Consider the following 12,099-nt stretch of genomic DNA (forward strand, 5'->3'; position numbering starts at 1 on the left):
ACGACCGACCTGCGCACCGACCTGCGGAGCACATCACCGTACCCCGCGTATATCTGCAGATCAGGTGAGGATCGTTACGGCGAGCCCGGCAGCGGGATCCCACTGACCTGACGACGCAGCCACAAACCCTACCGACCGGCAACAACCGTTCGAGACAGGTTACTCGCCGGTCATGTCAGGTGCCCTTCGCATACACACCGGCCCAATCTACAGGGTGCGGACCAGCGCTCGAATGGTCGTGGACAGGACAAGGCGTCACCGTCCCGATGATGAGAGGAGGATCACCACATCACTGCGATGATCACGTTGACGATGGCGAGTCCGCCTGCAGTGTGAGCGAGCGCAGCGGTGGTACCGGGGTTCTGCTTCTCCTTCTTCAGACCGACGATCGCGACGGCGAGGATGATCAACGCGATCACCAGCTTGATACCGATCTTCATGTGGTTGACGTCTGCATCGTTCGCCTCGTTGAGCCCCACGAGCGCGACTCCGGTCACCACCTGAAGGATTGCGCCGTGCAGCATGCCCATCACGACACGCGGGTCCTTGATGACCGCGAGCCACGAGCCGATGATTCCGGCGAGGCCGATGAAGTGGAGGATCAGAAAAATCTTGATGGCAACGTCCATGTCCGCAATCCGAACATTCCGGGCGCGCTCTGTCCAGTAAGGCAGCACTCAGCAAGTGACGGTCATCACGACTGCTCGCGGTACCACTCGATGAGTTCCGGAACGTCGAGGGCCGTTCGCTCGACGGTCACCGCGGCCTCGGCTCCCTGCAGGATCCGTTTGATCGGGACCTCGAGTTTCTTGCCGGTACGGGTGTGCGGGATCCCGGGCGCGGCGATGATGTCGTCGGGCACGTGCCGAGGCGAGATCCGCGTCCGAAGTTCTGTGCGGATCCGCTCACGGAGTGCCTCGTCGAGGGTCACACCGTCGGCGAGCACGACGAACAGCGGCATCCAATACCGGCCGTCGGGTCGCTCGATACCGAGCGCGAGCGCCTCGACCACCTCCGGCAGATCTTCGACCACCTGGTAGATGTCGGCCGTGCCCATCCGGACCCCGTGACGGTTCAGCGTCGCGTCGGAACGCCCGTGCATCTGGACGGAGCCACGCTCGGTGATGGAGATCCGGTCACCGTGCCGCCACACCCCTGGATAGGCGGAGAAGTAGGCGTCGTGGAGGCGGGTGCCGTCGGGGTCGTTCCAGAAGCGCACCGGCATCGACGGCATCGGCGCGGTAACCACGAGCTCGCCCACCTCGCCGCGCACCGGACGGCCCGCGGCATCGAATGCATCGACTGCGACGCCGAGACACGGCACCGACAACTCCCCCGGCCACACCGGCATGGTCCTGACCGACCCGATGAACGCCGACACCACGTCGGTGCCGCCGGTGATCGACATGACCTGGACCCGCTCGCCCACATTCTCTCCGAGCCACAACGACGACGTGGGCGGCAGCGCCGAGCCGGTGACCCCGACACCACGGAGAGCGGACAGGTCGTGGTCGCGGCGCGGAACGACCTCGGCTTTGATACACGCGAGGACATATCCGGGACTCGTCCCGAACACAGTGACGTGTTCGTCGGCCGCGATCCGCCACAGCCGGTCGACGTCCGGGTACGAGGGAGCACCGTCGTAACTGACGATCGTGGCGCCGACGAGCAGCCCGGCAGCGAGAAAATTCCACATCATCCAGCTCGGGCTCGTATACCAGAAGTATGTGTCGCGGGGGCCGATGTCGAGGTGCAGCGACAGCGCCTTGAGATGCTCGAGCAGCACTCCACCATGTCCGTGCACGATGCCCTTGGGTAGGCCGGTGGTGCCGGATGAGAACACCGTCCACAGCGGGTGGTCGAACGGCACCGGGACGGGCTCGAACTCGTGCTCACCGGCAGTGGCCTCCTCCCATGTGAGCAGGCCGGGGTCGAGCAGGGTGTCGCCGGAGGCAGCACCGCCGGTCACGAGCACCGTGGCTTCGAGCCCCGGCATCCGCTCGCGCAACCAGGCGACCTCGGCAAGTCTGTCGTGCCGGCACCCGTTGTACCGGTAGCCGTCCGCGGTGACGAGAATTTTGGGATCCAGCTGTCCGAGGCGGTCGAGCGCGGCGGGGGCTGCGTAATCCTGCCCGCACGCCGACCACACCGCTCCGACGCCGGCGGTGGCGAGCAGCGCGACGATCGCTTCGGGAATGTTGGGCAGATACCCGACGACCCGGTCGCCCGGTTTCACCCCGTACTCGCGGAGCGTGGCCGCGAGGGCCGCGGCCCGGCCGTGCAGTTGCGTCCACGATGTCTCTCGGCGCTGTCCGTCCTCGTCGACGTGGATGATCGCCGGGCGATCGGCACGAGCGTTCCGGAAGACGTGCGACGCGTAGTTCAGCCGGGCACCGGGGAACCACACGGCCCCGGGCATGGCGGAGTGGGCGAGTGCGGGCCCGGGATCGGTGCCGCCGCGGATTTCGAACCAATCCCACACTGCCTGCCAGAATTCCGAGGGATGCTCGATCGACCACTGCCAGAGTGCCTCGTACTGCGGTAGTTCCACGGCGTGGCGTTGCTCGACGAAACGGCCGAACGCCGTCACCCTCGCTTCGGCGAGGTCCACTTCGCTGGGAACCCACTGTGGACGCACCATTATCGTCACCTCCGTTCCGGCTCGACCTCCACGCGCCCCGATCGGAACCCGTTGGCGCGCGCTTCCACCGATCGGTGCAGGATCTGTTCGGCGTGTCGCAGCACCGGCGCATCCACCATCTGTCCCTCGAACCGGAACGCGCCCCGTGACTCGGGCACTGCCGCAAGGACCCTGCGAGCCCATTCGACCGATTCCTCGCTCGGCGTGTAGGCCTCACGGATGACCCCCACTTGATCGGGGTGGATCGCCACCTTCACATCGAACCCGACCGCGACCGCGTCGAGTGCCTCGCTGCGCAATCCGGCGTGGTCGCCGATGTCGAGACAGGCGGCGTCGAGAGCCCAGCGGCCGTACGCCTTCGCGGCGAGCAGCACCGACGACCTGACGTGTTTCGCGACGTCGCGGTAGGTGCCGTCCGCGTGCCGGATGCTCTGTCCGCCGAGCCCCACGGCGAGGCCCTCCGCGCCCCACATGACACCGATCGTGCCCATGGCCAGCGCGATGTCGGCGACCGCGAGCGCTCCACGCGGTGACTCGACGAGCGCAATGACCTCGCGTGGGGCGAGAGCCGTCACCTGCTCCGGAGATTCGCATCGTGCGAGCATCAGCCGGGTGTACGGCGAGTTCGCCAGAGCCCGCAGGTCCAGGTAGTGGTCTTCGGTGCCTGCCGGATTGATCCGGACCACCGTGCGCGCCGGGTCGAGAGACCGGTCCAGAAGAGAGCGGCGGGCGTACTCCTTGTCGGCCGGCGCGACACTATCGTCGAGATCGAGCACGACGACATCGGCGGTAGCGGCGGCCTTGCCGTAGCGCTCGGGTCGATCGGCCGGGCAGAACAGCCATGCCGGCCCCGGGATCACACTCATGTCGTCGACCTTCCTGTCCGTCCATTGTGCCGGTAGCGCACATGTCGATGATGCCGTTCCGCACACGTCCGGTCACAACCTGCGACACACCTGTGATCGCAGACGACGATGGCCTCGCCCGGTTGATCCGGGCGAGGCCATCGGCTGCTCGTTGTCTTCAGGGAGCGTCGTACATCAACGCTTCTCTCTGGTCATCGATGTGTAGAGCAACGTCAGGATCACTGCGGCCGCGATACTGATGATCCACCGGATCCAGTCGATGCCACCGGTATCCGCGTTTCCTTCCGACGAGATCGCGCCCCAGACCCAGTAACCGATGAGAGCACCGACGATGCCGATGATCACCGTGATGAGCATGCCCATCGACTGCTTCCCCGGGATCACGAGCCGGGCCAAGACACCGATGACCGCACCGAAGATGATTGTGCCGACGATTTCCCAGAACATCCCGAGCTCCTCTCGTAGACGATCTTGCCGCGACGAACTGCACTCCAGTGTGTACGTCCCTGTGCTGTCTGCGGGGCAAATTCCGAAGATCGATCACCGAACGTTGCGTTGTGGCAACCCGTTCACGATGTGTGAACGATCACTCCGCGGAGATTCTTACCGTCCCGGAGATCCTGATAACCCTGGTTGACCTCGTCCAAGGTGTAGCGGGTGGTGACCAACTCGTCGAGCTTCAGCTGCCCGGCGTCGTAGAGGCGCAGGAGACGCACGATGTCGTACTGCGGGTTGGCCGATCCGAACAGCGAGCCCTTGATGGTCTTCTGGAACAGCGTCAGGTCGGTGCCCGACACGTGAACCGTCAGTTTTTCGGGGTTGGCCAGTCCGGTGATCACCACGGTGCCACCCTTTCCGATGACCGCGGTTGCCGCAGAGACGACCTCCTCGTCGACCGTGCCCACCAGAATCAACGCAGCATCGGCGCCCTGGCCCCAGCTCAGTTCGTTGACCTTCTCCGCGGCCTCGGCTGCGGTCGCGAAGGCGTGGGTGGCCCCGAACTTCAGGGCAGCATCGCGCTTCATCTCGACCGGATCGACCGTCACCACGTACTTCGCGCCGGCATGGACGGCACCTTGAACGGCATTGATGCCGAGACCGCCGATGCCGTAGATCACCACGATGTCGCCCGCGCGCACATCACCGGAGTACACCGCCGTTCCCCACCCGGACGGCACACCGCAACCGACGAGCACCGCCGTCTCGAGGGGCAGCCAGTCGTCGACCTTGACCACCGAATGCTGAGAGATCGTGGCTCGCTCGGAGAAGGTTCCCAACATGCACATGGCACCGAAATCAGTGCTGCCCGAATGGAAGCGGAAGGAACCGTCGGGCATCGACCCTTCGAGGATCGTTGCCCCCATGTCGCACAGGTTCTGCCGGCCGGTCGAGCAGTACCGGCACGTCCCGCAGTTGGGGATGAAGCTGCACACGACGTGATCTCCGGGCTTGACCTTGGTGACGCCGGGCCCGATCTCCTCGATGATCCCGGAGCCTTCGTGGCCGCCGACGATCGGATAGCGGGGCGGCAGATCGCCGTCGGTCAGGTGCAGATCCGAATGACACAGACCGGCAGCGGTGTACTTGATCAGCACCTCTCCCGGGCCGGGTCCGTCGAGTTCGAGTTCCATGAGTTCGAACGGTTTGCCGGCTTCGAGCAGAACTGCGGCTTTGGTTTTCATCTCGTCCTCCGTGTCCGACTGTCGTTTCGTACGGGTACCGCTACGTGTGGATCAGGACTGATCGACCTCCTGGAGAAGAAGCACCGACGCTTCACGCATCTCGACCTTGCGGATCTTGCCGGTGACCGTCATGGGGAACTCGTCGACGACATGGACATAGCGCGGGATCTTGTAGTGCGCGAGCTTGCCGGTGCAGAATGCGCGCAGTGACTGTGCGTCGAGTTCGTCGGCGTCCGCACGCAGGCGCACCCACACCATCAACTCCTCGCCGTATTTCGCATCCGGAACACCTACGACCTGGGCGTCGACGATGTCGGGGTGGGTGTAGAGGAATTCCTCGATCTCACGCGGATAGATGTTCTCACCGCCGCGGATGACCATGTCCTTGATCCGGCCCGTGACCGAGACGTATCCCTCGGCGTCCATCACGCCGATATCGCCGGTGTGCATCCACCGGGCCGCATCGATCGCGTCGGCCGTCTTTTCGTGGTCGTTCCAGTAGCCGAGCATCACCGAATAGCCACGAGTGCACAGCTCCCCCGTCTCACCTCGCGGCACGGTGAGTCCGGTGCTCGGATCGACGATCTTGACCTCGATGTGAGGCCCGACCCTCCCGACGGTCGACACCCGCTGCTCGATGGTGTCGTCGCTGCGGGTCTGCAGCGACACCGGGGAGGTCTCGGTCATCCCGTAGCAGATGGACACCTCGCTCATGCCCATACGCTCGATGACCTGCTTCATCACCTCCACCGGACACGGGGAGCCCGCCATGATGCCGGTGCGCAGGGAGGACAGATCGACGGTGTCGAAGGACGGGTCGGCGAGCTCGGCGATGAACATCGTCGGGACTCCGTACAGGGAGGTGCAGCGCTCCTCGGCGACAGCTGCGAGGGTGGCGGCAGCTTCGAAGGCCGGCGCGGGGATGACCATGGTGGCACCGTGACTCGTGCATGCGAGATTGCCCATGACCATGCCGAAGCAGTGATAGAAGGGAACCGGGATGCACACCTTGTCCTGCTCGGTGTAATGGCACAGTTCGCCGACGAAGAACCCGTTGTTGAGGATGTTGTGGTGACTCAGGGTGGCGCCCTTGGGGAATCCGGTGGTTCCCGAGGTGTACTGGATGTTGATGGCGTCGTCCGGCGACAGGTCGCGCGCGGCAGCATCGAGTGCGCCCCGCCCGGTGCCGAGCGCCGAGCGTCCCGAGGCCACGAGCTCGTCCCACTCGGGGCGGCCGATCAGGACCACCTGTTCGAGCTCGGGGCACTCGCCGCGGACCTCACCGATCATTGCGGCGTAGTCGGAGGTCTTGAATTCCGGTGCGGAGATCAGCATCCGGATGCCCGCCTGCGCGAGCACGTACTGCAGTTCGTGGGAGCGGTACGCGGGGTTGATGTTGACGAGAATCGCGCCGATCTTGGCGGTGGCGTACTGCACGAACGTCCATTCCGCGCAGTTGGGTGCCCAGATTCCCACGCGGTCGCCCTTGCGGATACCCGCGTTCAGCAGGCCCAGTGCGAGTGCGTCGATCTCGGCGGCGAGTTCGGTGTACGTCCAGCGTCGTCCGGTGGCGCGCTCGACGAGTGCGTCGCGAGCGCCGTGGCGTGCGACGGTGCGGTCGAGGTTGTCGCCGATGGTGTCGCCCAACAGCGGAACATTCCACGCGCCCGAGTCGTAACTGGGAAGTGCGGGGGCGGTGATACCGGTCATCTCGACTCCTGAGGTGGCGGCCGGACAGGACGGGGGCTCTCCCACCATCCTCGTCTTTTCGAGGCCGCAGGTGTGCGGATTCTGGACAGCTGCCGACGGTAGAAAGGCGCCTCCCCCGGATGTCGGGGAAGGCGCCCGTTCCTACAGTGCGCGATCGCGGGTTTCGACGAGGGCCGCGGTGCAGACGAGGCTCACGAGGCCGATCACGACGAGCATGATGCCGATCGCGATACCGCCGTACGCCGCAGCGAGAGGCGCGGCGAGCATCGGCGGGATGGCCCCGCCGAGCACACCGGCAAGGTTGTAGCCGAGTCCGGCGCCGGTGTAGCGGTACCGGGTGTGGAACATCTCGGGCAGCAGCGCCCCGCACGGTCCGTACGCGATACCGAAGATCGCGAGGGTGACCATCATGCCGACGATGAACGCGGCGGGGGAACCCGTGTCGAGCAAGGGGAACAGTGCCAGCGCCCAGACGACGGAGAACACGCACGACACCATGATCACGCGTCGACGGCCGAACCGGTCGGAGTAGAGGGCGGACAGCACGATCGCCGCGCCGAAGACCAGCGACGACGCGATACCCACCATCAGCACGAACGGCCGGTCGAAGCCGAGGGTCGTCGTCGCATAGCTCGTGAGATATGCAGTACCCAGGTAGAAGAACGCGAACATGATCGACAGCGCGCCGGCCGCGAGGAAGATCTCCTTGGACTGATACCGCAGAGCGTCGAGGAACGGCAGGGAACGCTTCTCCTCGGGTTCTGCTGCGCGGGATGCAGATTCGGCACGGAAGACCGGTGTCTCCTCGATCGCCAGGCGCATGTAGAGGCCGATGCCGACGAGAACGATGCTGAACAGGAACGGGATTCGCCAGCCGTAGGTGAGGAATGCCTCGTTGGTATCGCCGAGCGCGAGCCCTGTGAACAGGAACGTTGCGCTCGAGAGCGCGAATGCGATGGCCGGGCCGAGCTGCGGGAACATCGCATAGAGCCCCCGTTTGCCCGGCGGGGCGTATTCGGCCGTGAGCAGTGTGGCACCGGCCCATTCACCGCCGACCGCGAAGCCCTGCGCGAACCGTAGTAACACCAGGATGATCGGGGCTGCGATTCCGATAGTGCCTGCCCCGGGTAACAGACCGATGAGCAGGGTCGAGATGCCCATGAGGAGAAGGGTCGAGACGAGGGTCTTCTTGCGGCCGATGCGGTCGCCGAAGTGGCCGAAGAGCATGGCCCCGACGGGGCGGGCGATGAACGCGACAGCGAACGTAGCAAACGACGCGACCGTGCCCGCGGTAGCACCGAGCGCCGGGAAGAACACCGTGGGAAACACGAGTGCCGCAGCCGTGCCGTAGATGAAGAAGTCGTAGAACTCGATCGTCGTGCCGATGCAGCTCGCAATCGCGACACGTCGTATACCGGGGCCTCCGGTCTGTCCGGGTCCTGTCCCGGCGGCGGGGCCGGAATCCCCGGCCGCCGCCTGCCCTGTCGGCGGCTTACCCGCCCCGGGTGTCGACACAGTGGTCACGTCGGTCCTCCGTTGTCCGTCCGTACCGCGGCCGGGAAACGTCGCCGCGGGTTGGATGAAAACTAGTGATCCGACTCACCCCCTCACCACCCCCGAAAGGGGGTGTCAGTGAGGGGGGTCACATAGTGCGCCGAACGAACTACTTTGACGGTGTCAGTTTCCGGACGCGCCTGCGAGCTCCGCGCGCATCTCCCGCCACACCGTCGCGTACGAGTCGATGCTCCCGGCCGTCGCCCATGCGAGCGAGCCGCCCTTGATCTTCTCGAGTGCCTCCGCGAACAGATCCTGGTACCGCGACAGTCGCGGAACGAACGCGGACACGTCGTCGAACAGGTTCTGAGCCTTCCGATCGACATCGATCAGTGCGTCGAGAAACCCGTCCGCATCCGGGTCTTCGAGGAGCGTCGAGAGCGACTCGTCGAGCGGGCCGAACTGCTCGAACAGATCCGCAATGGAGTCCTCGTCGATGGATACACGCTCTGCGTCGAGCTGGTCGGACAGTTCCGCAAACCCCTTGTCGGTCAGCGCGACACCGCCGTCCGACGACGCAGCCTTACCCTGTTCGACGAGCACCGCGAGCGCGGCCTGCCCGGACGAGACCGACACCCCCAGGTGAGCCGCCAGCACCTCCGCCGTGACCTGCTTCTTCAACCGCACCGTCTGCAGCAGTGCCAACTCGTCCACGTTGCCCGCGAAGGCCATTTCTCACTCCTCGTCACCCCATCGGGGCTCTGGCCGGGCGGGTCGAGCCCGCATCACGTACGAACCGGGATCGGTTCGGCCTCGATTCTCACCCACCGGACCCACGGCCGGTGTCGGCGCCCTCCACTGCGACCCTCTCGCTGGTGTCCTTGAGCTCGACTCCCGAGCGCCCCAACCGTCGCGCGCCGTCGACCAGACTCGTCACCACCCGCGCCGCCTGCGCGTACCCGAGGCCGTCCGGTGGGTGCACGTTCGAGACGCAGTTGCGCTCGGAATCGGAGCGGCCGGGCCTCGGATGGTGCGTCACGTAGAGCCCGAGGCTGTCGGCGAACGACAGTCCCGGCCGCTCTCCGATGAGCACGACCACGGTCTGCACGTCGAGCGCCGCACCGATGTGGTCGCCGAGCGCGACGCGCGCCGAGGTCGCGATGACCGGCTGTGCGACCGACAGGTGACGCGGCAGCGCATCCACGATCGCCCTCGCGGCGGGTACACCGTGCTCTTCGAGCGCATGCGCCGAAAGACCATCGGCGAGAACGATTCCGATGTCCGATGCGGAGGCGAGCAGATGCGCGAGACCGGTGGGGAACCGCCCGAGATCGGGTCGGCGAAGATACTCGCCGCGGTCGCACGCTCGACTCTGCACGATCAGGGGGGAGCCCAGGTTCGCGTGCTCCATCTGCTGTGTGAGCGCGGCGACGTCGAGTTCGCGGTGCACCGCGTCGCGAGCCGCGGCGTGCGCGGCACGGAATTCGAGGAGCCTTGAGGTGGGGAGCGCGTCGCCTGCACGTCCGAGTCCGATGCGTGCCCGCGTCGAGGTGCGCAGGGTCGTCCAGAGGTCACCTTCGCTACTGCCGTGATCGAGCGCGTTCACGCCCCCTCCCCGGTAAGTGCACGCAGCGGTGACGACTCGACGTCGACGGGAAGGATGCGACCGACATCGTCGGCCATGCCGAGGCTCTGCAGCCACGATTCGAACTCCGGCGCCGCGCGGAGCCCGAGGGCGCGCCGCGCATACAGCGCGTCGTGGAACGACAGGGACTGGTATCCGAGCATCACGTCGTCCGCACCGGGCACCGTGATCACGAACGACACTCCGGCGACGCCGAGCAGCGTGAGGAGAGTATCCATGTCGTCCTGATCTGCCTCGGCGTGGTTCGTGTAACAGACGTCGACACCCATGGGCAGGCCCAGCAGCTTCCCGCAGAAGTGATCTTCCAATCCGGCTCGGATGATCTGTTTGCCGTCGTAGAGATACTCCGGGCCGATGAAGCCGACCACGGTGTTGACGAGCAGCGGATCGAACTCGCGTGCCACCGCATACGCGCGGGCTTCGAGGGTTTGCTGGTCGACGGGACGGCCGTCGGTGCCGAGGTGCGCACCCGCCGACAGCGCCGAGCCCTGTCCGGTTTCGAAATACATGACGTTGTCGCCGACGGTCCCGCGCGAAAGCGACCTACCCGCGTCGTTCGCTTCCCCCAGCAGCCCCAAGTTCACCCCGAAGCCCTCGTTTGCGCCCTGGGTGCCAGCGATCGACTGGAACACCAGGTCGACGGGGGCACCCGCCTCGATCAGGCCGAGCGTGGTGGTGACGTGCGAGAGCACACACGACTGCACCGGGATGTCGAACCGCGTCCGGATGTCGTCGAGCAGGTGCAGCAGCTCCGACGTCGCGTGGGGTGAGTCGGTGGCGGGGTTTATGCCGATGACCGCGTCGCCACATCCCAGGAGCAGTCCGTCGAGAACTGCCGCGGCGATTCCCCGGGGGTCGTCGGTGGGATGGTTGGGTTGCAGGCGGGTCGCGAGACGACCGGGCAACCCGACAGTGGTGCGGAACGACGACGTGACCTCGACCGCGCGGGAGATGGCGACGAGATCCTGAATCGACATGAGTTTACTTACGGCCGCGACCATTTCGGGAGTCAGCCCTGACGACAGCGACGCGAGAGTGGCGGCGGCGCTGGGGCGGGAGACGGTGTCGAGCAGCCAGTCGCGGAGGCCGCCGACGGTGAGGTGCGCAACCGGTCGGTACGCGTCGGCGTCGTGCCGGTCGAGGATCAACCGGGTGACCTCGTCGCTGTCGTACGGCACGACGGTCTCGGTGAGGAACGTATCGAGGGGAACCTCGGCGAGCGCCCATTGCGCGGCGACCCGTTCGGCTTCCGTCCCGGCGGCGCACCCGGCGAGTTCGTCCCCGGATCTGCGCGGGGTTGCCTTCGCCAGCAGGTCGACGATGCCGTGGAACTCGTACGTGGTCCCGGTGAGCTGTTGCCGGTACGTCGTCATCGACACCTCCCGCTCGTCTGCACTACGGACCCACATCGTCGCGCATTTCTTCGTCGGCGGCAGGAGCAACGGTGTGGTGTCCGATACGTACGCGCTACGCGGGCGGCACTACCCCCGGCACCGGACACGCATCCGAAGCGGTCGCCACGACGAGTGGTTCGACTGCCGGTCCGGGACGCGAGCCTGCATCCCAATTCTTGCCGAGCAGGGGTTGCTCGTCGTCGAACGACGCGTGTTCCTCGGGTGTGAAGGCGCGACCTCGGCTCAGGAACCGCAACCCTTCCGGTGTTTCGAGGCTGAATCCGGAACCGCGGCCCGGAACCACATCGAGGACCAGCTGCGTGTGCTTCCACACCTCGAACTGCGATCCCGAGATCCACACGGGCACTGAACTTTTCCCCGACGGAAGATCCGGTGCGGTCTCCCCCACCGCGAGGCGCAGGTCGAGAAGCCCGAGCAGCACATCGCGGTCGCCGACGATGAAATCCCCGTCGGGATAACACATCGGAGCAGAGCCGTCGCAGCAGCCACCGGACTGATGCATCATGAGCGGGCCGTGCCGGTCCGACAGGCGCCGGAGCAGGTCGACGGCACCTTCGGTCGCAACGACACGAAGCGGTGAGGACATGAGGTGGTGGACCTTCCCGTCACCGAGCGAATGTACCCCTGGCTCGATTGATCGAGACGA

Annotated in this window: 11 protein-coding genes; all 11 read right to left on the reverse strand. The window is 65.9% G+C overall.

What is annotated here, in order from left to right:
- Window positions 1–281: 281 nt before the first annotated feature.
- On the reverse strand, window positions 282–629 hold the full coding sequence (locus ACFWB0_RS15590; protein WP_378491365.1) for a hypothetical protein: 348 nt from the start codon (window positions 627–629) through the stop codon (window positions 282–284).
- A 65-nt stretch (window positions 630–694) separates the two neighbouring features.
- Window positions 695–2,641: an acetoacetate--CoA ligase gene (locus ACFWB0_RS15595; protein WP_378491366.1), complete on the reverse strand. Its 1,947-nt coding sequence runs from the start codon at window positions 2,639–2,641 to the stop codon at window positions 695–697.
- 5 nt (window positions 2,642–2,646) lie between these two features.
- Window positions 2,647–3,507, reverse strand: a complete 861-nt coding sequence (locus tag ACFWB0_RS15600) for an HpcH/HpaI aldolase/citrate lyase family protein (RefSeq protein WP_378491367.1) — start codon at window positions 3,505–3,507, stop codon at window positions 2,647–2,649.
- A 174-nt stretch (window positions 3,508–3,681) separates the two neighbouring features.
- Window positions 3,682–3,954, reverse strand: a complete 273-nt coding sequence (locus ACFWB0_RS15605) for a GlsB/YeaQ/YmgE family stress response membrane protein (RefSeq protein WP_378491368.1) — start codon at window positions 3,952–3,954, stop codon at window positions 3,682–3,684.
- 122 nt (window positions 3,955–4,076) lie between these two features.
- A complete protein-coding gene (locus ACFWB0_RS15610) occupies window positions 4,077–5,189 on the reverse strand; it encodes an NDMA-dependent alcohol dehydrogenase (protein ID WP_378491369.1) in 1,113 nt (370 codons plus the stop codon).
- A gap of 51 nt (window positions 5,190–5,240) precedes the next feature.
- On the reverse strand, window positions 5,241–6,899 hold the full coding sequence (locus ACFWB0_RS15615) for an AMP-binding protein (RefSeq protein WP_378491370.1): 1,659 nt from the start codon (window positions 6,897–6,899) through the stop codon (window positions 5,241–5,243).
- Between the two features lie 141 nt (window positions 6,900–7,040).
- A complete protein-coding gene (locus tag ACFWB0_RS15620; protein WP_378491371.1) occupies window positions 7,041–8,423 on the reverse strand; it encodes an MFS transporter in 1,383 nt (460 codons plus the stop codon).
- A 153-nt stretch (window positions 8,424–8,576) separates the two neighbouring features.
- On the reverse strand, window positions 8,577–9,125 hold the full coding sequence (locus ACFWB0_RS15625; RefSeq protein ID WP_378491372.1) for a hypothetical protein: 549 nt from the start codon (window positions 9,123–9,125) through the stop codon (window positions 8,577–8,579).
- Window positions 9,126–9,213: 88 nt separating this feature from the next.
- The gene (gene eutC, locus ACFWB0_RS15630; RefSeq protein WP_378491373.1) at window positions 9,214–9,999 is read right to left on the reverse strand and encodes an ethanolamine ammonia-lyase subunit EutC; all 786 of its coding nucleotides are present in this window, start codon (window positions 9,997–9,999) and stop codon (window positions 9,214–9,216) included.
- A complete protein-coding gene (locus ACFWB0_RS15635) occupies window positions 9,996–11,411 on the reverse strand; it encodes an ethanolamine ammonia-lyase subunit EutB (RefSeq protein ID WP_378491374.1) in 1,416 nt (471 codons plus the stop codon). Before ACFWB0_RS15635 ends, eutC begins: the two co-directional genes overlap by 4 nt.
- Before the next feature lie 94 nt (window positions 11,412–11,505).
- Window positions 11,506–12,039 carry a DUF779 domain-containing protein gene (locus ACFWB0_RS15640; protein WP_378491375.1) on the reverse strand — a complete coding sequence of 178 codons (534 nt, stop codon included), beginning with the start codon at window positions 12,037–12,039 and terminating at the stop codon, window positions 11,506–11,508.
- Between the last annotated feature and the right edge of the window lie 60 nt (window positions 12,040–12,099).

This window comes from Rhodococcus sp. NPDC060086, from assembly GCF_042730275.1.
Taxonomy (GTDB): Bacteria; Actinomycetota; Actinomycetes; order Mycobacteriales; family Mycobacteriaceae; genus Rhodococcus.